24 protein-coding genes and 1 pseudogene are annotated in these 23928 nt (G+C 68.0%); 15 read left to right on the forward strand and 10 right to left on the reverse strand.

The window, feature by feature from the left end; all coding sequences use genetic code 11:
• Positions 1 to 2: 2 nt before the first annotated feature.
• Both ACWDTD_RS19550 and ACWDTD_RS19555 read left to right on the forward strand, forming a co-directional pair.
• Entirely contained in the window at positions 3 to 428 is a 426-nt protein-coding gene (locus tag ACWDTD_RS19550; protein WP_006902068.1) for an arsenate reductase ArsC, read from the forward strand.
• Positions 425 to 835 carry an arsenate-mycothiol transferase ArsC gene (locus ACWDTD_RS19555; protein ID WP_006902069.1) on the forward strand — a complete coding sequence of 137 codons (411 nt, stop codon included), beginning with the start codon at positions 425 to 427 and terminating at the stop codon, positions 833 to 835. The genes ACWDTD_RS19550 and ACWDTD_RS19555 overlap by 4 nt, the downstream gene beginning before the upstream one ends.
• Before the next feature lie 23 nt (positions 836 to 858).
• Here ACWDTD_RS19555 and ACWDTD_RS19560 read toward each other — a convergent pair whose 3' ends face one another.
• A complete protein-coding gene (locus ACWDTD_RS19560; protein ID WP_010844638.1) occupies positions 859 to 1344 on the reverse strand; it encodes an ArsI/CadI family heavy metal resistance metalloenzyme in 486 nt (161 codons plus the stop codon).
• Between the two features lie 97 nt (positions 1345 to 1441).
• Between ACWDTD_RS19560 and ACWDTD_RS19565 the strand changes: the two genes are divergently transcribed.
• A complete protein-coding gene (locus tag ACWDTD_RS19565; RefSeq protein WP_005193682.1) occupies positions 1442 to 1804 on the forward strand; it encodes an Rv2640c family ArsR-like transcriptional regulator in 363 nt (120 codons plus the stop codon).
• A 569-nt stretch (positions 1805 to 2373) separates the two neighbouring features.
• On the opposite strand, the gene ACWDTD_RS19570 is transcribed toward ACWDTD_RS19565, so the two are convergent.
• A complete protein-coding gene (locus ACWDTD_RS19570) occupies positions 2374 to 2970 on the reverse strand; it encodes a class I SAM-dependent methyltransferase (protein WP_005193680.1) in 597 nt (198 codons plus the stop codon).
• A gap of 92 nt (positions 2971 to 3062) precedes the next feature.
• Here ACWDTD_RS19570 and ACWDTD_RS19575 point away from each other — a divergent pair, with 92 nt between their 5' ends.
• The 4 genes from ACWDTD_RS19575 (at position 3063) to ACWDTD_RS19590 (ending at position 6893) form a co-directional block, all read left to right on the forward strand.
• Positions 3063 to 3464 carry an ArsR/SmtB family transcription factor gene (locus tag ACWDTD_RS19575; protein ID WP_010844639.1) on the forward strand — a complete coding sequence of 134 codons (402 nt, stop codon included), beginning with the start codon at positions 3063 to 3065 and terminating at the stop codon, positions 3462 to 3464.
• Positions 3461 to 5461, forward strand: coding sequence for a heavy metal translocating P-type ATPase (locus ACWDTD_RS19580; RefSeq protein ID WP_005193676.1), 2001 nt, complete (start codon positions 3461 to 3463; stop codon positions 5459 to 5461). Before ACWDTD_RS19575 ends, ACWDTD_RS19580 begins: the two co-directional genes overlap by 4 nt.
• Positions 5458 to 5973 carry a signal peptidase II gene (locus ACWDTD_RS19585; RefSeq protein WP_005193672.1) on the forward strand — a complete coding sequence of 172 codons (516 nt, stop codon included), beginning with the start codon at positions 5458 to 5460 and terminating at the stop codon, positions 5971 to 5973. Before ACWDTD_RS19580 ends, ACWDTD_RS19585 begins: the two co-directional genes overlap by 4 nt.
• Before the next feature lie 266 nt (positions 5974 to 6239).
• The gene (locus ACWDTD_RS19590; RefSeq protein WP_005193670.1) at positions 6240 to 6893 is read left to right on the forward strand and encodes a DsbA family protein; all 654 of its coding nucleotides are present in this window, start codon (positions 6240 to 6242) and stop codon (positions 6891 to 6893) included.
• Between the two features lie 9 nt (positions 6894 to 6902).
• Here the strand turns inward: ACWDTD_RS19590 and ACWDTD_RS19595 are convergent, their stop codons facing one another.
• Entirely contained in the window at positions 6903 to 8111 is a 1209-nt protein-coding gene (locus tag ACWDTD_RS19595; protein WP_005193666.1) for an IS110 family RNA-guided transposase, read from the reverse strand.
• Positions 8112 to 8343: 232 nt separating this feature from the next.
• Between ACWDTD_RS19595 and ACWDTD_RS19600 the strand changes: the two are divergent.
• The 6 genes and pseudogenes from ACWDTD_RS19600 to ACWDTD_RS19625 form a co-directional block, all read left to right on the forward strand.
• Positions 8344 to 9231: pseudogene (locus ACWDTD_RS19600) on the forward strand (aminotransferase class I/II-fold pyridoxal phosphate-dependent enzyme); the annotation flags it as partial.
• Positions 9232 to 9298: 67 nt separating this feature from the next.
• A complete protein-coding gene (locus tag ACWDTD_RS19605) occupies positions 9299 to 9997 on the forward strand; it encodes a class I SAM-dependent methyltransferase (protein WP_449748801.1) in 699 nt (232 codons plus the stop codon).
• Positions 9998 to 10128: 131 nt separating this feature from the next.
• Positions 10129 to 11337: a DNA polymerase IV gene (dinB, locus tag ACWDTD_RS19610; RefSeq protein ID WP_449748802.1), complete on the forward strand. Its 1209-nt coding sequence runs from the start codon at positions 10129 to 10131 to the stop codon at positions 11335 to 11337.
• A 151-nt stretch (positions 11338 to 11488) separates the two neighbouring features.
• Positions 11489 to 13891, forward strand: a complete 2403-nt coding sequence (locus ACWDTD_RS19615; protein WP_449748803.1) for a phosphoketolase family protein — start codon at positions 11489 to 11491, stop codon at positions 13889 to 13891.
• Between the two features lie 66 nt (positions 13892 to 13957).
• Positions 13958 to 15259 carry a TrpB-like pyridoxal phosphate-dependent enzyme gene (locus ACWDTD_RS19620; RefSeq protein ID WP_449748804.1) on the forward strand — a complete coding sequence of 434 codons (1302 nt, stop codon included), beginning with the start codon at positions 13958 to 13960 and terminating at the stop codon, positions 15257 to 15259.
• 52 nt (positions 15260 to 15311) lie between these two features.
• The gene (locus ACWDTD_RS19625) at positions 15312 to 16046 is read left to right on the forward strand and encodes a DUF429 domain-containing protein (RefSeq protein ID WP_449748805.1); all 735 of its coding nucleotides are present in this window, start codon (positions 15312 to 15314) and stop codon (positions 16044 to 16046) included.
• A gap of 119 nt (positions 16047 to 16165) precedes the next feature.
• Here the strand turns inward: ACWDTD_RS19625 and ACWDTD_RS19630 are convergent, their stop codons facing one another.
• The 5 genes from ACWDTD_RS19630 to ACWDTD_RS19650 form a co-directional block, all read right to left on the reverse strand.
• The gene (locus ACWDTD_RS19630) at positions 16166 to 16651 is read right to left on the reverse strand and encodes a cupin domain-containing protein (RefSeq protein WP_449748806.1); all 486 of its coding nucleotides are present in this window, start codon (positions 16649 to 16651) and stop codon (positions 16166 to 16168) included.
• A 103-nt stretch (positions 16652 to 16754) separates the two neighbouring features.
• Entirely contained in the window at positions 16755 to 18164 is a 1410-nt protein-coding gene (locus ACWDTD_RS19635; RefSeq protein WP_449748807.1) for an acyl-CoA synthetase, read from the reverse strand.
• 55 nt (positions 18165 to 18219) lie between these two features.
• Positions 18220 to 18648 (reverse strand): hypothetical protein, encoded by a 429-nt coding sequence (locus ACWDTD_RS19640; protein ID WP_449748808.1) that lies wholly within the window; start codon positions 18646 to 18648, stop codon positions 18220 to 18222.
• A complete protein-coding gene (locus ACWDTD_RS19645) occupies positions 18645 to 19574 on the reverse strand; it encodes a quinone oxidoreductase family protein (RefSeq protein WP_449748809.1) in 930 nt (309 codons plus the stop codon). Before ACWDTD_RS19645 ends, ACWDTD_RS19640 begins: the two co-directional genes overlap by 4 nt.
• A gap of 32 nt (positions 19575 to 19606) precedes the next feature.
• On the reverse strand, positions 19607 to 20221 hold the full coding sequence (locus ACWDTD_RS19650; protein ID WP_449748810.1) for a LuxR C-terminal-related transcriptional regulator: 615 nt from the start codon (positions 20219 to 20221) through the stop codon (positions 19607 to 19609).
• A 224-nt stretch (positions 20222 to 20445) separates the two neighbouring features.
• On the opposite strand from ACWDTD_RS19650, the gene ACWDTD_RS19655 reads away from it, so the two are divergent.
• Complete coding sequence (locus tag ACWDTD_RS19655) at positions 20446 to 21177, forward strand: MSMEG_1198 family transcriptional regulator (RefSeq protein ID WP_449748811.1); 732 nt, start codon at positions 20446 to 20448, stop codon at positions 21175 to 21177.
• A gap of 188 nt (positions 21178 to 21365) precedes the next feature.
• Here the strand turns inward: ACWDTD_RS19655 and ACWDTD_RS19660 are convergent, their stop codons facing one another.
• Together ACWDTD_RS19660 and ACWDTD_RS19665 are read right to left on the reverse strand one after the other, a co-directional pair.
• A complete protein-coding gene (locus ACWDTD_RS19660; protein WP_449748812.1) occupies positions 21366 to 22454 on the reverse strand; it encodes an inositol-3-phosphate synthase in 1089 nt (362 codons plus the stop codon).
• Entirely contained in the window at positions 22447 to 23184 is a 738-nt protein-coding gene (locus ACWDTD_RS19665) for a PadR family transcriptional regulator (RefSeq protein WP_449748813.1), read from the reverse strand. Before ACWDTD_RS19665 ends, ACWDTD_RS19660 begins: the two co-directional genes overlap by 8 nt.
• Positions 23185 to 23475: 291 nt before the next feature.
• Between ACWDTD_RS19665 and ACWDTD_RS19670 the strand changes: the two genes are divergently transcribed.
• Complete coding sequence (locus tag ACWDTD_RS19670) at positions 23476 to 23862, forward strand: DUF5318 family protein (RefSeq protein ID WP_449748814.1); 387 nt, start codon at positions 23476 to 23478, stop codon at positions 23860 to 23862.
• Positions 23863 to 23928: the final 66 nt, after the last annotated feature.

Genomic DNA, 23928 nt, shown 5'->3' on the forward strand with positions numbered 1-23928 from the left:
TCATGTCTTCCTCTCGACCTAGCGTGCTGTTCGTGTGCGTCCACAATGCCGGCCGCTCACAGATGGCTGCGGGGTTCCTCACCGCGCTCAGCCAGGGCAGTGTCGAGGTCCGCTCCGCCGGATCTGCGCCCGCCGACTCGATCAATCCAGCCGCGGTCGAGGCGATGGCTGAAGTCGGTATCGACATCTCGGCACAGTCACCCAAGGTCCTCACCCCCGACACCGTCGAATCCTCCGATGTGGTGATCACCATGGGCTGTGGCGATGCATGCCCAGTATTCCCCGGCGTCAGCTACCGCGACTGGGCCCTCGACGACCCCGCCGGCCAAGGCATCGACGCGGTCCGCCCGATCCGCGATCAGATCCGCGCACTGGTCGCGGACCTCCTCGACGAACTGCTCCCCGCTAACCAGCAGGTCGGCCAGTGAGCACACCACCGCAGGTGCTGTTCGTGTGCGTGTCCAACCGCGGCAAATCGGTGATGGCCGAACACCTCACACCGACAGTCACCGACCGGATCACCCCGTCCTCGGCCGGCACCAGCGCGAAAATCGGCGGCCAGGTCAACGAGCTGTCCGCCCAGGCGCTCGCCGAAGTCGGCGCCACCGTGGACGGGCATCAGCCGCGGCAACTCACCGACGAACTGATGCAAACTGCAGATCTCGTCGTGGTGGTCGGCACCGCCGACGTCACCCCACCCGACGGCGTCGCCCTCGAAGTGTGGAACACCGACGAACCCTCCGAACGGGGCATCGACGGCATCGAACGGATGCGACTAATCCGCGACGACATCACCAACCGGATCCGCGCCCTCGCCGACCGCATCGCGCGGTAGGCGAGAGCGCAAGCCACGACCCCTCAGCAGCAAGCAGTGCGCACCTCAGCCGGTTCGGCGGCGCTGCCACCGCAGCACACCGAACCCTGCTCGACGTCATCGTTGGCGTTCTGCTCCAACAGTTTCGGGCTGGTCCCGAACGTGTCGGAGTCGGCGAGCACGGTGTAGACCTCCCACTTCTCGTTCGCCGGTCCGGTCACCCAGACCTTGTCCTGGGTTGCGAAACAGCAGGTGGAGTTGATCTCCTCCTGGGTGAACAGGCCCTCCCCGGACAGCCTGGCGATCTCGGCGTGCACCTTCTCGCTCGATTCGACCTCGACGCCGAGGTGGTTGATCGTGCCGCCCTGGCCGGGGTTCTCTAGCAGCACCAGTTTCAGGGGCGGCTCGACGATCGCGAAGTTGGCGTATCCCGGCTTGCGTTTGGCCGGGGTGGTGTTGAACAGCTTGGAGTAGAACTCGATCGCGGTATCGAGATCATCGACGTTGAGCGCGAGCTGCATACGGGACATGACCATCACCTTCACCTGTGAGACATATATCGAACTACTGACACATGCAGGGTGCCACCTTTTCGACATATGTCAAGTAGAGGCGTACGATCTGGTCATGCCGAAGCCCTTGCCGATGGTCGACATCAGCGCCCCGATCTGCTGCGCACCGGTATCGGCGGCACCGCTCGATGACGACACCGCGCTGCAGATCGCGTTGCGGCTCAAGGCGCTTGCCGATCCCGTTCGGATCAAGCTCGTCTCAATCCTGCTTACCGACACCGGTGACGGGACCTGCACCTGCGACCTCGCGACCGCGGTCGGCCTCACCGAAGCCACCACCAGTCACCACCTGGGGCAGCTCCGCAAAGCCGGCATGGTCACCCCCGAGCGCCGCGGCATGAACGTCTACTACCGAGCGCAACCGGACTCGTTGGAAGCACTACGCAACGTTCTCAGCGCTACGACGGGTTGCTGTTGAACGGCGACGGCACGAACTGAGCGAGCCTTATCCGGGTGTCCTTTTGGCACGCCAACTCCGGTGTCTTTCAGCAGGTCAGCGAGCATGGCGAGCAATCCAGCTCGGCTGGTGGCGGGCAGATCGGATCGGTGATCACGGCGTGGCCGGCGCCAGCGAGGGCGGTGATGCGGGCGGCGACGCTGACCGCGTGCCCGAACAGGTCTCCGTCGCGGACGACTGCGCTGCCGTAGTGGATCGATCCCGGCGCGTAGGGCGATGAATCCGTCTTGACCGGCGGCCGCGGCCGCGGGGGCGGTGATCGTGGCGAGGATCACTTGGGGGGCGTCGGCGGTGAGCATCACCGCATCGCCGATGGCCTTGACCAGCCGCGTGCCCGGTCGTAGAGCCTGCCTGCCAGGTCTGAGAGGCCAACCGTATGGCCAGTTCTGCGGCTTCCTGGTCGCCGCAGAACTCGGTGAACACGCTGTATCCGGCGAGGTCGACGAACGCCACCGCGACGTCACGCTGCTCGAGCTCGGCGAGCTCGTCCGAGGGAGGGCCATGGTGATGCCCGTGCAGTGGTGGCGTGGTCATCGGTCACCGGCACGGCGGGCACGGAACCGGGCGAGCGCAGGGTTCTCGCGGACCGTGATGTCGGTCAGAGGCAAAGACGTCAGGCGCAGGCGGAGTTCGCCACGGGGGATGAACCGGTGCGGTGCCCCTTCGAGGTTGTGCAGCAGCCGCGCCGGTGCGCTGCCGAGCAGGTCGTAGCCGACCAGCATTCCGCCGGGCGCGAGCACTCGGGCGGCCTCGGCGAGTGCGCGTTCCCAGTCGATGACGTGGTGCAACATGATGAACGAGACGACGGTGTCGAAGCTTCCGTCCTCGAACGGCAGGGCTGTGGCGTCGGCGACCTGGGCGTGAGCGCGGGCCCCGAAACCCTGCAGCCGATCGCTGGCGGCGGCGACCATGACCGGGTCGAAGTCGGTGACGGTCACATCCACGAGTTCGTCGGGGTTGGTGGTGAGGATCTGTTCGGTCATCGCGCCGGCGCCGCCACCGATTTCAAGGACCCGGCCTCGGGGATGGATGCCTTGCAGCGCCCACGGGAGTACCCACCTGCCGGTGGCCGCCTGCCACGGTGCGCTGCGGCAGAACAGAGACTCGATCGTCGACATCGACGGCATACCAACAGCTCCCACCATCTCGCCCGGCCGCGCCTGCTGCCACTTCTTCGTGATGATTCGATTACAGCACACAATGCCGCTATCATCGTCATATGACGATGAATGAGTGCTCGGTGGCGACTGGGGCGGACCTCGATCCCGCGGTGGCGTTGTTCCACAGCCTCTCCGATGGGACCCGTCTGGCAATCGCAACCCGCCTCGCGCACGGTGGCGAGGCCCGGGTGGCGGATCTGATGGCGGAGCTGGGGTTGGCGCAATCGACGGTCTCCGCGCACGTGGCGTGCTTACGGGACTGTGGGCTCGTCGAAGGCCGCCCGCAGGGGCGGCAGGTGTTCTACAGCCTGGCCCGACCGGAGCTGATGGACGTGCTCGCCGCCGCCGAAACCCTCCTGGCAGCGACCGGAAACGCGGTTGTGTTGTGCCCGAACTACGGCACCGACGCCACCACCTCCTGCTGCACAACGGGCGACACGAAGGCGGGGGTGCGGCGATGAGCGACGCATGCGGATGCGGGCACGACGAACCGGCCAGTGAGGACGAGCAGGCTCCGGAGCACTGGTGGCAGGTGCGGGAGCTGCAGGCTGCCGCCGCGGCCGCGGTGTTCCTGCTCGCCGCGTACATCACCAGCTGGTCCGGCGGCCCCGAACCGGTCGCGCTCGCCCTGGAGTGGGTGGCGCTGCTGATCGGGGCGTGGACATTCGTCCCCTCGACCCTGAGCCGGTTGGCGAAGGGCAAAATTGGCGTCGGCACCCTGATGACGATTGCTGCGGTCGGCGCGGTGATCCTCGGCGAGGTCGGCGAAGCCGCGATGCTCGCTGTGCTGTTCTCCATCAGCGAAGGCCTTGAGGAGTACGCCGTCGCCCGCACCCGCCGCGGGCTGCGGGCGCTACTAAATCTGGTCCCGGACTCCGCGACCGTGCTCCGCGACGGCACCCCGGTCACCGTCTCCCCGGCGGAATTGGCCGTCGGGGACCAGATGTTGGTCAAACCCGGCGAGCGGATCGCCACCGACGGCACCATCACCGAAGGCCGCACCGCACTGGATGTTTCGGCGATCACCGGCGAATCCGTGCCTGTCGAAGCCGGACCCGGCACGCAGGTCTACGCCGGGTCGATCAACAGCACCGGCGCCCTGAGCGTGCATGTCACCAGCACGGCGGAGAACAACTCGCTGGCCAAGATCGTGCAGATCGTCGAGGCCGAACAGTCCCGCAAGGGCGACGCGCAACGCCTCGCCGACCGGATCGCCAAGCCCCTGGTACCGGCGATCATGATCTTCGCCGCCGCCATTGCGATCCTCGGCTCCCTGCTCGGTGACCCGGCCACGTGGATCGAACGGGCCCTGGTCGTGCTCGTCGCCGCGTCGCCGTGTGCGCTGGCGATCTCTGTGCCGGTGACCGTGGTCGCGGCGATCGGCGCCGCCAGCAAGATCGGCGTCCTGGTCAAAGGAGGTGCCGCCCTCGAAGCCCTCGGCCGGGTCCGCACCGTCGCCCTCGACAAGACCGGCACTCTGACCGCGAACCGGCCCACCGTCGTCGACATCGCCACCACCCCCACCGACACCGCTGCTCCTAGCACCGGGAGCAGCCTGGGCGACCGCACTCCGGGCCAGGAGCGGGTGCTCGCCGTCGCCGCGGCGCTGGAAGCGCACAGCGAACACCCGCTCGCCCGCGCGATCCTCGCCGCCCACGGCGAGACCACCGCCGCGCGCGATGTGCAGGCTGTTCCCGGGGCCGGCCTGACCGGCCTCGTCGACGGACGGCCCGCGCGGCTGGGCCGTCCCGACTGGATCGAGCCCGGCCCGCTCGATGAGCGGGTCGCGGCCATGCAGGCCGACGGCGCCACCGCCGTCCTGATCGAACACGACGGTCAGGTCATCGGCGCGGTCGCCGTCCGTGACGAGCTTCGCCCCGAAGCCGGCGCGGTAATCGAGCACCTGCACCGCATCGGCGCCACGGTCGCGATGCTCACCGGCGACAACACCGCCACCGCCAACGCGCTGGCGAAGATCGCCGGCATCGACGACGTACACGCCGACCTCCGCCCCGAAGACAAGGCCCGCATCATCGGCGACCTCCGAACGAACTCGTTCACCGCGATGGTCGGCGACGGCATCAACGACGCTCCCGCCCTGGCCACCGCCGACCTCGGCATCGCCATGGGCGCAATGGGATCGGACGTAGCGATCGAAACCGCCGACGTCGCCCTCATGGGCGAAGACCTCCGCACCCTCCCGCAGGCACTCGATCACGCCCGCCGCGCCCGGAAGATCATGCTGCAGAACGTCGGCCTGTCCCTCGCCCTGATCGCGATCCTCATCCCTCTCGCGCTGTTCGGGATACTCGGCCTCGCCGCCGTCGTCGCCGTCCACGAACTCGCCGAGATCGTCGTCATCGCCAACGGAGTCCGCGCCGGCCGGGTCAAAGCGCTAGCCCGGGCGAGGACCGGAACTGGCCAGCGGACTCCGTCCGTAGTGACGGTCGGGCAGTGATCACCGCGGTTCCGGTGGCGCACCGCCGCGTACGCCTCACACGGCGGTGCGGGCTGCTGGCCGTCGCTGTCGGACTCGCGGCCACCGATCTGGCCGTCAAGGCATGGGCCACAAGCGCGCTCGCGGACGGCGCAGTCATCGGAACGGGGCCGGTGCAGCTGCGGCTGGCATTCAATCCGGGCGCGGCGTTTTCGATCGCCGCCGATGCCCCGGCATGGGTGCTGCCCACAGTCACCGGAATCATCACCTTCATCGTCGCGGTCACCTCCTGGCGGATGGCGCCAGGCACCGGGCACCTCGGGCGGCTGGGGTTAGCAGCGATCCTCGGCGGGGCAAGCGCCAATCTCATCGATCGGTTCCCCGACGGAGTGGTCACTGACTATCTCCACACCGGTTGGTGGCCAACGTTCAACCTCGCTGACACATTCATCGTCGGCGGCGCTGCCATCTTGATCACCCTCACCGCATTCAGGAGTCCCGACGAACGAGCGCAGCATTCACCCGAGCGCTGACCCCCCCCGATCCGGCGCAGGGCCCGGCTGGCCGCGCTGGTCACTGCCCGGCTCACCGTCTGCCCGGAGTCTCGATGGTCCGCTCCCAGAGGAAACGCCAGAGACTCCTCGCTGCCGGATACAGAATCTGATCCGCTTGTAGCGCGCACCCATGAAGACTGAGAACAGACATCAGGTTCATACATTCCGGGCGCTACCCCGAAGGCAACCCCCGGCCTGATGAGACCGATCCTCATTCCCGCCGACATCGCCTCTACGTTGAACGTATGACCAGACCAACCAAGTTCGCGTGGGCGTTCTTCGTAACCATTATCGTCGGTATCGGAGTCGCCGTCCTCGTCGATCAGGACACTTCCACACCCGCCCCGTCCGATACCGCCGCGGTGTCTGATCTGGTGACCCGGCCCGACAGTCATCGGCTGACGTCGCCTGCGCAGAGCCGGGCGCAATTCGTCGAGTTCCTGGACTTCGAGTGCGAAGCCTGCGGAGCCATCTACCCGGTCATCGAGGATCTGCGGCGAACCTACGGCGACCGCGTTACGTTCGTCGTCCGCTACTTTCCGATGCCCGGACACTTCAACGCCGAACGTGCTGCTCGCGCGGTCGAAGCCGCCGCCCAGCAGGGGCGGTTCGAGCAGATGTACCAGCGCATGTTCACCACCCAAACCCATTGGGGCGAACAGCAAGTCCCCGCTGACGACCTGTTCCGTAGCTTCGCCGTCGACCTCGATCTCGATATGGCGGCCTTCGACACGGTCTACAACAGCCCGGCCACGCTCGAACGGATCCGCGCCGACGTCGCTGACGGTCTGGCTCTCGGGGTCCAAGGCACCCCCACATTCTTCCTCGACGAGAATCGGCTACAACCGAACACGATCGACGACCTCACCGCGGCGGTGCGTGCAGCGGCGTCTGAATGATCTCAGGGGCTAGGCGGCAGCCTCCGCGATGGGCGGGCCGGCGCCCCTCGGAGTCCATTCTCGGCCATCACGGATGAGTGCCCACACAACATCAATCAACCGTCTGGCCAGCGAGATGAGCGCATGCACGTGAGAGCGGTTCTCGCGTCGTTTGCGCTGGTAGAACTCCCGTGATGGTCCGTCGCGTTGCGAGCTGTTGAGTGCGGCCATGTAGAACACCTTCCGCAGACCCCGGTGGTAGCGCTGCGGTCTACGCAATGTGCCCCGCCGGTTACCTGAATCATGCGGGACGGGAGCAAGACCGGCGTAGGCAGCCAGTTTGGCAGCCGAGCCGAACGACGTGAGGTCGCCACCAGTGAACGCGATGAGTTCGGCACCACTTCGGGTGCCGATACCGGGTACGGATTCAAGAATCCGGGCGTGGCGGTCTCGGCGGAACACCTCGGCGATCTGTTTATCCAGGTAGGTGATCTGGCGAGTGAGCGCCATCAGCGAGGTAGCCGCCTGCTGCACCAGCAATGCCGTGGTCGCCTCACCAGGCAGAGCGACGGTCTGCGCGGCCGCGGCGGCACGCGCCTTGCTGATCATCTTCGGGATGGTCGGCCGGCGGACTCCTTGACCGCGTAGGTGGTCGTAAATCTCCTCGTCGGAGACCCCATCAATCGCCGACGGTGTGGTGAAGCGGGTGACGAACGCCAAACCAGTCAACGTCGAGTAGTCGAAGCACCGTTCGAGACCGGGGAAGATGCGGGTCAGCAGGCCGCGCAGTCGATTGATGCCTCGTGTGCGTTCGGTGACCAAGTCGCGGCGATGCCCGGTCAACAGGTCGAGTTCGATCGCGACGTCATCAGGGACCGCGACCGTCGCGAGATCACCACGCAGGCGCGCGGTCTGGGCGATCACCACCGCGTCGCGGGCGTCGGTTTTGCCTTCGCCGGCGAAAGCGCCGGTCATGCTGTGCACAACGCGACCAGGTACATAGCGAATGTGTTGGCCGCGGCGGGACAACACCCCTCGGAGGAGGGCCGATTCCGGCGCGGTCATGTCGATCGCCCACACCACCGATTCGACACGGCACGCCTGGTCCACAATCGCTTCGATGGCCGCCTGATCGTTCGGTACCCGACGTGACCACAGCACCGTCCCCGCGTCGTCCACAGCGGCGGCGTGGTGTGCGTGACGGCCGACATCGATTCCTACCCAGATTGTTTCGACCACATGAACCTCTCTGCTCGAACCTGTTGACCTCGTCAGGGGTTGTTTCGCCGGCGCACCTTTACACAGCGACAAGTTCGCGAACACTTCTCAATCAGCGGCCGAAACGACCCGTCACGGTCCGGGGTGGCCTTCCACGCCGAGCCACCGAGGGCACACAGGTGATTGTCGAGCCACGCCCCGAACCGCGGACGAGCGTCCGAGGCGACCGCCCCGGACGTACTCCAACGTAAAGGTGATTGTCGAGGCGTTGCGGGTGCTCATCGCACCCGGCGACGGCGTGGTCATCACCCCACCGGTGTATCCGCCGTTCTTCGACCTGGTGCCCGAGGCGGGCGGACGGGTGGTCGAGGTTCCGCTGCGGTCCGGAACCGACGGCCCCGCCCTCGACCTCGACGGGATCGGCGCGGCCTTTGCGGCCGGTGCCCGCGCGATCCTGCTGTGCCATCCGCACAACCCGCTGGGGCTGGTCCATCCGCCCGCCGACCTCGCCGCCCTCGCCGAGCTGGCCGCCGCACACGATGCGTATGTGCTCAGCGACGAGATCCACGCGCCCCTCACACATCCCGACACACCGGCACATCCCGGCAGGCGGTTCGTCCCGTTCTTGTCGGTGTCCGACGCGGCACGCGAGGTGGGGGTGGCCGCGCACTCGGCGAGCAAGGCCTTCAACCTGGCGGGCGCCAAGTGCGCACTCACCGTGGTGGGCGCCAATCGGATGCGCGCGCTGATCGATCGCCAGCCCGAGGAGGTGACCTTTCGCACCAGCATCCTCGGGCGCACGGCCACCGAAGCCGCCTACCGCGCGGGCGACGACTGGCTCGACGCCACCCTCGAGGTGATCGGCGAGAGTTTCGATCTGCTTGAACAGCTTGTCGCCCAACGTCTTCCGCGGGTCAGCTATCGGCGTCCGGAGGCGTCGTATCTTGCCTGGCTCGACTTCCGCGAGACCGGCCTCGGCGACGACCCGGCCGATGCGATCCTCGCCGACGGTCGCGTGGCGCTGCACCGCGGACCGGCGTTCGGCGCGCAGGGCAACGGGTTCGCGCGGCTCAACGTGGCCTGCTCCCCGGACATACTCACCGAGGCGATCGAACGCATCGCCCGGGTGGTCGACCGATGACGGCCCGATCCGGTCTGCGGCGCACGCGTTGTCGACGGCCCGGGGATCCCGTGACACGCTCGATGTCATGAGCACGCCGCAAGACCACCACGACCCAGACCACGACGACCCAGACCAGCACGAGCCTGACCACCGGGACACCGACAACAAGGATCCCGACCACAAGGGCACCCACCCGCATTCGGCCGCCGAGTGGGACGACCGCTACCGCAGCGCCGACCGGCTGTGGACGTCGGATGTCAATCCGGCGCTGGTTACCGAGATGAGCGACCTCCCGGCGACCACCGCTCTCGACGTGGGCAGCGGCGAGGGAGCAGATGCGCGCTGGCTCGCCGACCACGGTTGGCAGGTGACCGCCGTCGACATCTCGCAGGTGGCCGTCGACCGTGCCCGCGCCGCCGATACACGTCCCGAGATCGTGTGGTGTCAGGCCGATCTCACCGTCGACGACATTCCGGGAACCGATTTCGGGCTGGTGAGCGCGCACTACTTCCCGATCCGGGCCGACGACGTCGACGTACCGCGCAAACTGATCGACGCGGTGCGGCCGGGCGGCAACCTGCTCGTCGTGGCCCACGCCCTCGAAGGTGTGCGTGCGCACGGGATCGACCCCGCCGAGTACGTGCAGCCCGGCGACTTCCTGCCGCTGCTCGGGCCCGGCTGGCGGGTGATCACCAACGAGACGCGGCCGCGTGGCGTCCCCGCCGGTGGCGGCCACCACGTCGACGACGTGGTGCTACTCGTGCATCGTCTGCCGATCGGCTGACCGCCGGACGGTCCCGCGCACCCGTTTCCTTCCCGCGCATCCAATTCGTGCCGCGGGAAGGAAATCGGTACGCGAGAGCCCGACGGTTCGGCCCCTGGCCGTTGTCGCACCCGCGTGCGAACATGTGTTCTATGCACATCGAGCGGAAGGACCGGCAGGAGGCGTCCATCCTGCACGCCGACCTCGACTCCTTCTACGCGTCGGTCGAGCAACGCGACGATCCGACGTTGCGGGGCAAACCGGTGATCGTCGGCGGCGGGGTGGTGCTCGCCGCGAGCTACGAGGCCAAGGCCTTCGGTGTGCGCACGCCCATGCCGGGTCGGGAGGCGCGCGCTCTGTGCCCCCAGGCGATCGTGGTGCCGCCACGCTTCGACGCGTACACCGACGCCAGCCGAGCCGTCTTCGACATCTTCGGTGACATCACGCCGATCGTCGAGGGCATCTCGGTCGACGAGGCCTTCCTCGACGTCGGTGGCCTACGCCGGGTGTCGGGCACGCCGGTGCAGATCGCCGAGCGGCTGCGCACCCGCGTCCGCGTCGAGGTCGGGTTGCCGATCTCCGTCGGCCTCGCCCGCACAAAGTTTCTGGCCAAGGTGGCCAGTGCGGTGAGCAAACCCGACGGCCTGCTCGAGGTGGCGCCCGGCACCGAACTCGCCTTTCTGCATCCGCTGCCCGTGCGCAGGCTGTGGGGTGTCGGACCGGTCACCGAGGCCAAGCTGCACGCCGCGGGCGTCACCACCGTGGGCGGTATCGCCCAGCTCGGTGAGCGGTCGCTGCGTCACATCGTCGGGCCGGGTGCCGGGAGGCATCTGTTCGCACTGTCGATGGCCACCGACCCGCGTCGCGTGGAGACGGGTCGGCGACGACGTTCGATCGGCTCGCAGCGCGCGCTCGGGCGGCGCCCGAAATCCGAGGCCGACATCGAGGCCACCGTCGTCGCGATCGTCGAACGGCTCGGCAAGCGGCTGCGCACCGCCGAACGGTTGTGCCGCACCGTCGTACTGCGGCTGCGGTTCGACGACTTCTCGCGCGCCACCCGGTCGCGGTCGCTGGTCGAACCCACCGACCGCACCGACATCATCATGGGTTCGGCGCGCGGACTCCTCACCGATGCGATGCCGCTCATCCGCGAACGCGGCTGCACCCTGGTCGGCCTCTCGCTGACCAACCTCGACAACCACGACGCCGTGCAACTCACGTTGCCCTTCGACGACCGCCACGCGATCGAACTCGACACCGCGATGGACAGCCTGCGCGACCGGTTCGGCCGCGACGCCGTGACCCGTGCGGTACTGATCGGCCGCCACCACGGCGACGACGCACCGATGCTGCCGGATTGACGGCACGGAACAAGGACGGCAGGGAACAACTCGGTGAAGGCGATGGCCAGGGTGGCCGGCTCCGCGTAGAACGGAATGCAGGAGCAACGTCGCCTCGAGAAGGCCGCCAGGAGTAGTCCGCAGTCGCCACCGAACCCGGAAGGCCACCGACATGACGGTCCCCACCCAGCACCGCACCTACGATCCGGCCGCCCTCGACGCCGACCTACGGTGGTGGGCGGCGGCGAACTACCTCACCGTCGCCCAGATCTACCTGCAAGACAACGTGCTCCTCCGCGAGCCGCTCGAGCCCGAGCACATCAAACCGCGGTTGCTCGGTCACTGGGGCACCAGCCCGGGACTGTCGGCGATCTACACCGTCCTCAACCGCATCATCGCCGAGACCGCGACACCGTGGCTCTACATCACCGGTCCGGGCCACGGCGGACCCGCTCTGGTCGCCAACACCTACCTCGAGGGCACCTACACCGAGATCTACCCGCACATCTCGCGTGACGCTGACGGCATGCGGCGCCTGTGCCGGCAGTTCTCCACACCCGGCGGCATCCCCAGTCACGTCAGCGTGCAGACGCCGGGCAGTATCCACGAGGGCGGCGAACTCGGATACGCGCTGGTCCACGCGGCGGGCGCGGCCTACGACCATCCCGAGCTGACGGTGGCGTGCGTCGTCGGCGACGGTGAAGCCGAGACCGGTCCACTCTCGGCGTCGTGGAAGCTGCCCGCCTTCCTCAATCCCGCGCGTGATGGTGCGGTACTCCCGATCCTGCATCTCAACGGCGCCAAGATCGCCGGGCCGACCGTCCTCGGACGCAGCTCCGACGCCGAGGTCACCGACTACCTCAGCGGGCAGGGATGGGTGCCGACGTTCGTCGAGGGCGACGATCCGCGCGAGGTGTTCACCGCACTGCGCTCGGCGATCGTGGAGGCGCGCCGCCGCATCGGCGACATCCAATCCGAGGCCCGGGCCGGGGGAGCAGACGGCGACGGTCCGCTGCCCGACACGCACTGGCCGGCCATCGTGCTGCGCACCCCCAAGGGCTGGACCGGCCCCAAAGAGGTCGACGGCCGCAGGATCGAGGGCACACACTGGGCGCATCAGGTGCCGTTGTCAGGGGTCAAGGACAACCCGGAGCACCTCGCGATGCTCGAGCAGTGGATGCGCTCCTACCGACCCGAGGAACTCTTCGACGAGGCCGGCGCGGTGGTCGAGTCGATCACCGCACTGGCGCCCACCGGCGATCTCCGCATGGGTGCCACCCCGTACGCCAACGGTGGCCGACTGCTCACCCCGCTGCGCCTGCCGCCCATCGCCCAATACGCCCTCGACATCGATCTGCCCGGCGTGGTGCAACACGAGACCACCCGCGTGCTCGGCGAATTCATGCGCGACATCTACACCGAGAACTCCACCCCCGACGGCGGCGGCATCTTCCGGCTGTTCTGCCCCGACGAGACCACCAGCAATCGGCTCGGCGCGGTCTTCGAGGTCACCGACCGCGCCTGGCAGTTGCCCACCACCACGCTCGACGACGGCCTTTCCGCGTCGGGCCGTGTCATGGAGGTGCTCAGCGAACACCTGTGCCAGGGCTGGCTGGAGGGCTACACCCTGTCCGGCCGGCACGGACTGTTCGCCACCTACGAGGCCTTCGCGATGGTGTCGGCGTCGATGGTGGTGCAACACACCAAATGGCTGCAGCACGCGGCCGAGTTGGCGTGGCGCGAACCGGTCGCATCGCTGAACATCCTGCTCACGTCGACGTGCTGGCGTAACGACCACAACGGGTTCTCCCACCAGGGACCGGGGCTGATCGACCTCGTGTTGCCGCTCTCGCCCGGGGTGGTGCGGGTATGGCTTCCGCCGGATTCCAACTCGCTGCTGTCCATCGCCGACCACTGCTTCCGCAGCCGCGATCACGTGAACCTGATCGTCGTCGACAAACAGCCCCACCTGCAGTACCTCACGCTGGAGGAGGCCAACGAGCAGGCCGCGGCCGGCGCATCGATCTGGGACTGGGCGGGCACCGAGGATGCCCCGGGCGACGAACCCGACATCGTGCTCGCCGCCGCGGGCGACGTGCCGACCCAGGAGATCCTCGGGGCCGCGCAGTTGCTGCGCGAGTGGGTGCCCTACCTGCGGGTGCGGGTTGTCAATGTGATCGATCTGATGGTCTTGCTCCCGCAGAACGACCACCCGCACGGGTTGGCCGAGGACGTGTTCACTCACCTGTTCACCGCCGACACCGACGTGGTGTTCGCGTTTCACGGGTATCCGCGCGCGGTCCACCAGTTGCTGCACGGCCGTACCGAACCGGGCCGCTTCCACGTGCGCGGGTTCTCCGAGCAGGGCACCACCACCACCCCGTTCGACATGGTGGTGCTCAACAAGATGAGTCGCTACCACCTGGTGCTCGAGGCGTTGCGGCGCGCGCGCCGCGTCGCCGAGCGCGGCGGCGAGCTCGCCGAGTACTGCACACAGCAACTCGCCCGGCACCGCGAATACGTGCGGGAACACTTCGAGGACATGCCCGAGGTTCGCGACTGGACGTGGTCGTAGCTCCACAGGCACGGGGTTCGCCGGTACCCACGGATCGGAGTCCCCGCAGACCCTAGAGTGGGTCGCATGACGATGCATGTGGACGCGACCAATCCGGATCTGATCACGGTGGACGTGCCGACGCACTGGTACAACCTCGCCGCGGAGTTGCCCGAGCCCATCCCGCCGCATCTGCATCCGGGCACCAGGGAACCGGTGGGACCCGACGATCTCGCCGCGCTGTTCCCCAGCGGACTCATCGCCCAGGAGGTGTCGGCCGAACCCTACATCGAGATCCCCGAGCCGGTCCGCGAGATCTACGCGATGTGGCGGCCGTCCCCGCTGTTCCGGGCGCGGCGTTTCGAGCAGGCCCTCGACACCAAGGCCCGCATCTACGTCAAGTACGAGGGTGTCAGCCCGGTGGGCTCCCACAAGACCAATTCGGCTGTCGCGCAGGCGTATTACAACAGCATCGACGGCGTCCGCAAGCTCACCACCGAAACCGGGGCCGGCCAGTGGGGCAGCGCCCTGGCGTTCGCGGGCGCGCAGTTCGGCATCGACGTCGAGGTGTGGCAGGTGCGTGCGTCCTACGAGTCCAAGCCCTACCGCGGCTATCTTATCCGCACCTACGGCGGCACCATCCATTCGAGTCCGTCGGAGCTCACCGCGTCGGGTCGGGCGATGCTCGCCAAGGATCCGGACACCACAGGGAGTCTGGGGATGGCGGTCAGCGAGGCCGTGGAGGTTGCCGCGGGCGATCCCGACACCCGGTACGCGTTGGGCAGCGTGCTCAATCACGTGGTGTTGCATCAGAGCGTGATCGGCCAGGAGGCCGTGGAGCAGCTCGCGGCGGTGGAACCCGATGGCGCCGACGTCGTCTTCGGTTGTGCCGGTGGCGGTTCCAATCTCGCCGGACTCTCCTTCCCGTTCTTGCGGGAGAAGCTGGACGGCCGGTCGGATCCGCGGGTGGTGGCGGCCGAACCGGCCGCATGCCCGTCGATCACCGCCGGCGAGTACCGCTACGATCACGGCGACGTCGCCGGACTCACCCCGCTGCTCAAGATGCACACGCTCGGAATGGATTTCGTGCCCGACCCGATCCACGCCGGTGGCCTGCGCTACCACGGGATGGCGCCGGCGCTGAGCCACACCGTGCAGCTCGGCCTGGTGGAGGGAGTGGCCATCAGCCAGCACGACGCGTTCTCGGCCGGGGTGCAGTTCGCCCGTACGCAGGGCATCGTGCCCGCGCCCGAGTCCACGCATGCGATCGCCGCCTGCGCCGCGCACGTCGCCGGCAGCGACCGCGACGAGGTGGTGGTGATCGGGCTCTCCGGGCACGGTCAGCTCGATCTACCCGCCTACGCGGAGTTCCTCGACGGGGGCTTCTGAACGGCGGGTTTCTGAACGGCGGGTTTCTGGACAGAACGGGGCGGCGAGACCGATGCTCTCGACGACTGCCGGGGTGGATCTTGCGGCCGCGCCTACGCACACCGCGGTGGCGCGTATCGAATGGTCGGGTGGCGGCGCTTCGCTCACGGAGCTGGTGACCCCGGCCGACGACGCGACGATCGGTGAGCTCGTCGCCGGCGCGCAACGCTGCGGCATCGACTCGCCGTTCGGCTGGCCCGACGCGTTCGTGGATTTCGTTGTCGCGCATCACTGTGGCCGGACTCCGGCAGGTGCGGCACTCGACCACATCGAGCACCGACGGCCGCTGGCCTACCGTCGCACCGACCGGTACCTCGTCGAGCAGGGGCTGGGCCGACCGCTCAGCGTGTCGGCCGACCAGATCGCCCACGTCGCGTTCCGCTGTGCCGGGCTGCTCGCCGATCTCGGCGTCACCGACCGGGTGAACGGCTGGGCGGTGGAGGCCTATCCGGCCGGTGCGTTGGCGCAATGGGGGTTTCGCTCGCGCGGATACAAGCGGTCGGTGAACCGGGCCGCGCTGGCCGAGCTGTGCGACGCCCTCCGCGTGGCGGCACCGTGGCTGGATCTCGGCGCGCACGCCGAACTGATGGCCCGCGACGACAATGCCTTCGACGCCGTCATCACCGCACTCGTCGCGCGTGCCGCCGAACGCGGGTACACCCGGCTGCCCGACCTCGCCGACACACCGGTCGCGGTGCGGGAGGGCTGGATTCATGTGCCATCCGGCGACCTCGGCGACCTCCGGTAGAGCGACCTCCGGTAGAGCGACCTCCGATAGCAGGACGGCCCCCGCCGCGGACGCCGTCGGCGCGCACAAACCCGGCACAACTATCCACAGGGGATCGCGATGCCCTCACCGGGGAGAGGTCATCCCCCGGCGGGGAAGTGCCTGCGCACCTGACGGCCGATCGGTCCCGGGTCGTAGTGCGTGTAGACCTTCTTCGCGTAGCGATCGATGGTCCACTCCGCTTCGGTCTTGGCATGGAACAGGGCGGTGTCGCCGGGCGTCAGGGTGAAGCTCTTCCCCAGGTACTTCACCTTCACCTCCCCCTCGAGGAGATGGACCGTCTCGTCGATCCCGAACTTCCAGACGAAGGTCGTCGGTCCCTGACACGACCACAGGCCCGTGTCCGAGCGGCCGTCGGGTGATCGACTGATCTCGCCGGCCAGAAATGTCGGGTTGCCCGAGAGGATCCAGGTGGGGTCGATGGTCTGGGGTGTCATCGGCACATTCGTCGCAATGGTCGAGGGTTCGTCGCTTCGCACGGCGAACCGGCCGACGTCGAACGCGATGACCGCAGCCAGGCTGAGCACCGCTCCTGCCAGCGCCGCGACCGCCATCCGAGTTTTCATCAGTACAGGATTACATGACGACGGCAAACCGTGCCTGTTATGACCGTTTCTCGGTCACGATCATCTCACTGTGGTCGCGATCGACCGGAACCGGGCCGGAGAGTCACTGGGACAGCAGCTTCTTCTGCACCTTGCCCATGGCATTGCGCGGCAGGCTCTCGACGCGACGAATCTCGCGGGGCCGCTTGTGATTCGACAACTGCGTGGCCACCAGGTCGATCAGTTCGGAGTCGTCGACGCCGTCGGCCACCACATATGCGACGATGCGCTGGCCGAGATCGTCGTCGGGCACCCCGATCACCGCCACCTCGTCCACCGACGGGTGCCCGAGCAGCACCGTCTCGATCTCGCCGGCCCCGACGCGGAAGCCGCCCGACTTGATCAGGTCCGTCGAGGCGCGACCCACGATCTGGTGCATCCCGTCCGCTCCGATCACCGCCACGTCACCGGTGTCGAACCAGCCGTCGCCCAACCAGCTCTCGGCGGAGGCGTCCGGCCGGTTCAGGTACCCCGACGCCACCATCGGCCCGCGCACCTGCAGATCACCGACGCTCTCCCCGTCGTGCGGCAGATCCGTTGCACCCGAATCGATGTCGGGGCTACGCAGCCGGGTCTGCACGCCCTGCACCGGGAGTCCCACCCACCCGGGGCGCCGCTCGCCGTCGAATCTGGTCGACACGGTGATCATCGTCTCGGTCATGCCGTACCGTTCGACGAGTTGATGCCCGGTGAGCGCGTGGAACCGTTCGAACACCGGCACCGGTAGCGGGGCGCTGCCCGACACCAGCAGCCGCGCCGGGGCCAGAGCGCGGGCGGCGGCAGCGTGTGTGGTCACGCGTGTCCACACGGTGGGTACGCCGAAGAACATCGACGCCCCCTGTTCGGCGGCGGCCGCGTAGGTGTCGGGGGTCGGTCGGACGGTGTGGATCAGCCGGCCACCGCGGCGCAACGGTCCCAACACGCCGAGGATCAGCCCGTGCACATGGAACAGCGGAAGGCCGTGCGCCAGAACGTCTTCGGACGACCATGCCCACGCGTCGGCGAGGGCGTCGAGTCCGGCGGCGATCGCGCGACGGGTGATGGGCACGCCCTTCGGCAAGCCGGTGGTACCCGATGTGTAGAGGATCAGCGCGGTGGAGTCGGCGGGCGGCTCCGGATGGGTATGCCACGACCGCGCGTACCGGCGGATGGGAATGGCACCCAACGCCGATGCGGCGTGGGCGGGTCCCAGCCACGCCTGGGCGCCGGAGTCGGTGAGGATGTGCGCGAGTTCGGCGGCCCCGGAATCGGGCGGCACCGGCACGATCGCCACTCCGGCGATGAGTCCGCCCACCACGCCGAGGATCGTGTCGAGGCTCGGGGTGGCCAGCACGGCCAGGGTGCGCGCCCCCGCGATCCGTTCGGCCACCGCCGTCGCCGCACCCACCAGGTCCTCGCGGGAGGCCACCTCGTCGCCGATGGTGACGATCGCGGGCAGGTCGGGCGCGGAGGCAGTGAGATCAGGCAGCAACACGATCTCACTGTGCCATGTTCGGGGAGAGTCGCAGATCTGCCGTGTGCCCGATCGGTCAATCGGCAGCCGCGCCCTCTCGGGCTGCGAGCGCTTTACGCCACCACAGGGCCAGCCCCACCTCGATGAGTCCGATCGCGGCGACCACCGGCTGGAGAAACAGGAAGTGCCCCATCAGCACCAGTTGCAGCGCGATCCACACCAGCAGCCACACTCCCACGCCGACGCCACACCCGATGCCGATGCGCGCCGGCAGCGGGGTCACGATGATGGTCAGCGCGGCGACGAACTGGGGTACGGCCACCAGGGCCAGGAGTAGCCACCCGGGACCGGTCCAGGTGTCGAAGGGCGTGCGGGAGAGCCACTCGGTGGGCATGTCCCATCGGTTCTCCAGCAGTGCGGCCGCCCCGTCGACGGCCTGATAGGCCACCAGTAACTCCAGCACGGCGAGTATCCACGCCGGCCAGGGACGCATCCGATCGGTCATGGGATCAGCGCCACCTTGCCGCCCGGGTGCCCACCGGTCACCAGTTCCAGCGCCGCCCGCGCCTGCGGGAGGTGGAACGTCCGGGCCATCGGTACCACCAGCCTGCCGTCGGCGGCCAATTCGATGAGATCGCCCCGCACCGAGTCGCGGTAGGCGGCGCTTTCTGGTTGTGATCCCGCGAGGGCCACGAATCCGTCGGTCTCCGCCCGTTTTCGCGCGACGATGGTGACGATCCGGGAGCGATCTTCGACCACGGTCAGCGAGGTGTCGATGGCTTCGTCGGTGCCCGCGGCGTCGAGGGCTGCGGCCACGCCCTCCGGTGCCGCGGCCCGTACCCGGTCGAGCAGTCCGGGGCCGTATTCGATTGCCACACCACCGAATTCGCGCACCCGCTCGAGGCCCTGCGGTCCCGCGGTGCCGATCACCGTGATCCCGCGCAGCTGCGCGAGTTGCAGCACTGCCACCCCAACCGCGCCCGACGCCGCGTGCAGCAGGACGGTGTCACCGTCTGCCACCTTCGCGGCACGCAACATGTCCGCGGCGGTGGTGCCGGCGAGCAGCAGGTTCGACGCCGCCGCGAAGTCGAGCGCGGCGGGTTTGGCGAACACCTTCTCGGCGGGCACGGTCAGCGCCGTCGCGTATCCCCCGTGCACGCGGAATGCGAGCACCTCGTCGCCCACCGCGCCGGCACCCGACGCGATCTCGGTGCCGGGGCCCAACGCGGCGATCACCCCGGCCACCTCGTAGCCGATGGGGAGCGGGAAGTCGGTGGCGGCCCGTGCGTGCTTGAGGTCGGCCGGGTTGACCCCGGCGGCGAGCACCTCGATGGCCACCTCGCCCGACCGCGGCGCGGGGAGCTGATCGTCGATGAACGCGAAATCGTCGAGTCCAGAGGGACCGGTGGCCACCCATCGCTGCACGCGCATACCCTCAGCCTAATGGCGGGCGCGAAGCAGAATCAGAGCTGGTCGGGCTGCACCCAGCCGTCGGAGATGAGCGCGAGCAGCAGCTCCGCCTTGTTGGCGATGGGGCGACCGGAATCGATGTAGCGCTGCCGCACCCGGCGGTAGTGTTCGCGGGCGGTGCTCTCCGCGATGAAGAATTCGCGCGCGGTATCCCGCAGCGTGGCGCCCAGCGCGTACCTCGTGAGCACCTCCCGTTCACGCTCGGTGAGGTGTACCCGCGGTCGGTAGCGGCGCACGCCGATCGTGCCGGTGCCCAATCGTCGTCGCAGGGTGTCGAGGGCGTCGGGGGAATCGGTGATGTCGATGCTGTCCGGGTCGGTCAACACGATGCCGATCCCGCAGATCACCGCGTGCCGCAACGCGTGCACCGCACGGACCTGCGCCACCCTGAGCGTGCTGCGCACCAGGACGATCACCGGCGGTTCGATGCCGCCCAACGTATCGGTGGCGGTGTCCAGATCGATGATCACCGGACGTAGGCCGTGACTCTCGGCCAGCGCGGCGAGGGCCGAATCGATGACGTCGTGCTCGGCGGCGATCACCGCGACCGGGGCCGTGGTCAGCGGATACAACTCGACGTCGAGCTCGGTGTCGATGTCAGCGGTCATCGGTCTCCTCGAACACGGGCACAAGCAACTAAACGGACACGTTACGGTGCAGGCGCGCCGGCTGCGAATTCCGTGACCGAGGCGCTTGCTGAACTGATCTTGCCGGGCCATACCGACAAAAGTCAGCGGCTCATTCCGCACTCGGTACCCTGTGTCAGGTGAGAATCGAGCCAAAACGCTCGGTCCGATGTCAGATCACGCATGAAAAGGGGCCACGTACGGTCATGTCCGACCAATTGCGGATTCTGTTGGCGGGGCCGCTGGGAGACGTCGTCGCCGAGCCGCTGCGCGTGGCACTCGACGGTGTCACAGTGACCGTCGCGCGCGACCAGGACGAGTTCCTGCGTGCCATCTCCGGTCGGGTACGCCACGACGTGGTGTGCGCCGACCTCATCTGGAACAACCCGAGGGCCGAGGCGTTCTTCGACGGCCTCGATGTGCTCGACGGGCTGCGGATGGCCGACCGCAGCGCTCCCGTGCTGCTCGCCGCACAGGGTCATTCGATGGAGTCGGACCACCTCGACGAGGCCCGTCTACGTTCCGACGTCTTCGGGGTGATCGCGAAATCCGAGGGATTCGGCCCGCTGGCCGCCGCACTCCGCAATATCGCACTGGGACAGCGGCTCCCCGAGCGGAGCGCGCCGTCCGGCGCACCGCCGCTCTACGAGCTTTTCACCGGCCGACGCGGCGTCACGGCGGCGCGCTTGGCCGGGGCCATCGCTGCCGGCACCGCGTCGGACAACACCACCCTCGCCGCCGTCGCCAAGGTGTCACCGAACACCACCAACAAACTCACCAGCCACTACCTCGGACCCATCATCCGCGAGCGCAACGAGCACGACGATCGCATCCCGCTCACCCAGGCATCGGTGTTCCGCTGGTGCGGAATCCACGCGCGCTACATCACCAGCTGGTGCCGCCGACACGGACACGCCGACGTGCTGACCCGCGACTGAGTGCCGATTCACGGAATCGAAAACCGCGAATCCACGCAAACGAAAATCCGCGTATCCACGAAAACCGCGTATCCACCCAAACCGAAAACCGCCCCTGAGGAGGTCGGCGATCGCATAATGCGATCGGGTCGCTCCTCAGGGGCGGTTTCCGGTGGAACTGCCGCAGGGTATGTGCGGCGAGGTGACGCTCAGCCCTCGATGAATGCCTCGAGCTCGGCGCGCGCGACGTCGTCGGCGAGCTGCTTGGGCGGGCTCTTCATCAGGTAGGCCGACGCCGGGAGGATCGGGCCGCCGATGCCGCGGTCCTTGGCGATCTTCGCCGCACGCACGGCGTCGATGATGATGCCGGCCGAGTTGGGGGAGTCCCACACCTCGAGCTTGTACTCCAGGTTCAGCGGCACGTCGCCGAAGGCGCGACCCTCGAGGCGCACGTACGCCCACTTGCGGTCGTCGAGCCAGGCCACGTGATCCGACGGGCCGATGTGAACGTTCTTGTCCTCGATCTTGCCTGCCAGCGGGCCGTTGAGGTTGCTGGTCACGGCCTGGGTCTTCGACACCTTCTTCGACTCCAGGCGCTCACGCTCGAGCATGTTCTTGAAGTCCATGTTGCCGCCGACATTGAGCTGGTAGGTGCGGTCGAGGGTCACGCCGCGGTCCTCGAACAGCTTGGCCATCACGCGGTGGGTGATGGTGGCGCCCACCTGGCTCTTGATGTCGTCGCCGACGATCGGCACACCGGCCGCGCGGAACTTCTCGGCCCACTCGGGGTCCGACGCGATGAACACCGGCAGCGCGTTGACGAACGCCACGCCCGCGTCGATGGCGCACTGGGCGTAGAACTTGTCGGCCTGCTCGGAGCCCACCGGAAGGTAGCTCACCAGGACGTCCACCTCGTTGTCCTTGAGCGCCTGCACCACATCGACGCCGTCGCCATCGGCCTCGGTGATGGTCTGGCGGTAGTACTTGCCCAGACCGTCGAGGGTGTGACCGCGCGCCACAGTGACGCCGGTCGGCGGCACGTCGGCGATCTTGATGGTGTTGTTCTCGCTCGCGAAGATCGCGTCGGACAGGTCGAAGCCGACCTTCTTGGCGTCGACGTCGAAGGCGGCGACGAACTGCACGTCACGCACGTGGTACGGCCCGAACTTCACGTGCATCAGGCCGGGAACCGTCGAGTTCTCGTCGGCGTCCTTGTAGTACTGCACGCCCTGGACCAAGGATGAAGCGCAGTTTCCTACGCCCACAATGGCCACGCGCACCTTATTGGGCTCACCCATGGTCGGGTTCTCCTTCTTCTTTTGTCGGCCCTCGGTTGTCTCCGGGCATTGCCGGTGAACTCTGTGGCACCGGTGTACGGCCGAGCGCGTCGGTTCGCGACTCGGTTGTTTCCTGCATCCCGCCGCGGCTCGGCTGTGCCGCGAGAGGGAGATCTGTGTCGACGGTGGGCGCGTCGGCGCCCCGCGTCGGGGTGGGGGAGGCGGACTCGGTGTCCGACGCCTCCGCGGCGATGAGTTCGTTGAGCCAGCGCACCTCACGCTCGCTCGATTCCAGGCTGAGTTCGTGTAGCTGGCGGGTGTAACGGTCCGAGCTGCGGCTGGCGCGCCCGACGAGTTCGCGCAGTCCCTCGCGGCGTTCCTCCACCTGCCGCCGACGGCCCTCCAGGATGCGCATACGCGCCACCGCCGGGGTGCGGCTGAAAAAGGCCAGGTGCACGCCGAAACCGTCGTCGGTGTAGTTCTGCGGACCGGTGTCGGCGACGAGTTCGGCGAACCGCACCCGCCCCTTCTCGGTGAGCTGATACACCCGACGCCCGCGTCGCACCTTGACGCCCGACGGTGCACTGGTCTCGTCGATCAGCCCGTCGGCCTGCATGCGGCGCAGGGTGGGATACAGCGATCCGTAGGAGAACGCGCGAAAGGCGCCGAGCAGACCGGTGAGGCGTTTGCGCAGTTCGTAGCCGTGCATGGGGGATTCCAGCAGCAAACCGAGAATCGCCAGCTCCAACACCGCGCACACCTCCTCGCCGGGACTCGCCGGGACACTAAATCAACATGTCGGGATGTGCTGACAACGCAACACCTCGATCCGATGTGTTCACCAATGTATCGCACCGATATAACCGTGTCGACACGGGCTGGTCATGCCACCTCAGCCCGGCGGTGGGGCTCTTCTCCTCCCGCTGGTCGAGATTGTCGAGACCACGTCCTCGCGGCGGCGGGGGCTTTCCTCCCGCTGGTCGAGCTTGTCGAGACCACGTCCTGCCGACGGCGCCGGACCCGACCACGTACCCTGAACAACGTGCGCCAGATCGTCGACTACGCCTTGCAGCGACGCTCACGGCTGTCCGACGTCCACTCGGGGCGGACAGCCGTCGCCGAGGTGTGCGATGCCAGTCCCTACCTGCTGCGCGCCGCCAAGTTCCACGGCCGCCAATCGCCCACTCTGTGCCCGATCTGCCGCAAAGAACAGGTCACGCTCGTGTCGTGGGTGTTCGGCGATCGGCTGGGTCAGGTGTCGGGTTCGGCCCGCACCGCCGACGAGATCTCCCGCCTGGCCGCGTCGGCCGAGGAGTTCACGGTGCACGTCGTGGAGGTGTGCCGGACCTGCAGCTGGAACCATCTCGTCCAGTCGTACGTTGCGGGTTTGCCGCCCCGCTCGACCCGTTCGCGCCGGGTGGCCAAGTAGGCGTCGTCGACGGAGCCCCGGAGGTTTCCGCCGACGCTTCGACGTGCGCGTAGCGGTCTGCCAGGT

It is taken from the genome of Gordonia sp. NPDC003425 (assembly GCF_053588635.1).

Bases quoted from the DNA above. Each gene is read 5' to 3' on its own strand.
- ACWDTD_RS19550 (WP_006902068.1), top strand. From the start codon at position 3: ATGTCTTCCTCTCGACCTAGCGTGCTGTTCGTGTGCGTCCACAATGCC.
- ACWDTD_RS19560 (WP_010844638.1), bottom strand. From the start codon at position 1,344: ATGTCCCGTATGCAGCTCGCGCTCAACGTCGATGATCTCGATACCGCG.
- ACWDTD_RS19565 (WP_005193682.1), top strand. From the start codon at position 1,442: ATGCCGAAGCCCTTGCCGATGGTCGACATCAGCGCCCCGATCTGCTGC.
- ACWDTD_RS19570 (WP_005193680.1), bottom strand. From the start codon at position 2,970: ATGCCGTCGATGTCGACGATCGAGTCTCTGTTCTGCCGCAGCGCACCG.
- ACWDTD_RS19575 (WP_010844639.1), top strand. From the start codon at position 3,063: ATGACGATGAATGAGTGCTCGGTGGCGACTGGGGCGGACCTCGATCCC.
- ACWDTD_RS19580 (WP_005193676.1), top strand. From the start codon at position 3,461: ATGAGCGACGCATGCGGATGCGGGCACGACGAACCGGCCAGTGAGGAC.
- ACWDTD_RS19590 (WP_005193670.1), top strand. From the start codon at position 6,240: ATGACCAGACCAACCAAGTTCGCGTGGGCGTTCTTCGTAACCATTATC.
- ACWDTD_RS19605 (WP_449748801.1), top strand. From the start codon at position 9,299: ATGAGCACGCCGCAAGACCACCACGACCCAGACCACGACGACCCAGAC.
- dinB (WP_449748802.1), top strand. From the start codon at position 10,129: ATGCACATCGAGCGGAAGGACCGGCAGGAGGCGTCCATCCTGCACGCC.
- ACWDTD_RS19615 (WP_449748803.1), top strand. From the start codon at position 11,489: ATGACGGTCCCCACCCAGCACCGCACCTACGATCCGGCCGCCCTCGAC.
- ACWDTD_RS19620 (WP_449748804.1), top strand. From the start codon at position 13,958: ATGACGATGCATGTGGACGCGACCAATCCGGATCTGATCACGGTGGAC.
- ACWDTD_RS19625 (WP_449748805.1), top strand. From the start codon at position 15,312: ATGCTCTCGACGACTGCCGGGGTGGATCTTGCGGCCGCGCCTACGCAC.
- ACWDTD_RS19630 (WP_449748806.1), bottom strand. From the start codon at position 16,651: ATGAAAACTCGGATGGCGGTCGCGGCGCTGGCAGGAGCGGTGCTCAGC.
- ACWDTD_RS19640 (WP_449748808.1), bottom strand. From the start codon at position 18,648: ATGACCGATCGGATGCGTCCCTGGCCGGCGTGGATACTCGCCGTGCTG.
- ACWDTD_RS19645 (WP_449748809.1), bottom strand. From the start codon at position 19,574: ATGCGCGTGCAGCGATGGGTGGCCACCGGTCCCTCTGGACTCGACGAT.
- ACWDTD_RS19650 (WP_449748810.1), bottom strand. From the start codon at position 20,221: ATGACCGCTGACATCGACACCGAGCTCGACGTCGAGTTGTATCCGCTG.
- ACWDTD_RS19655 (WP_449748811.1), top strand. From the start codon at position 20,446: ATGTCCGACCAATTGCGGATTCTGTTGGCGGGGCCGCTGGGAGACGTC.
- ACWDTD_RS19660 (WP_449748812.1), bottom strand. From the start codon at position 22,454: ATGGGTGAGCCCAATAAGGTGCGCGTGGCCATTGTGGGCGTAGGAAAC.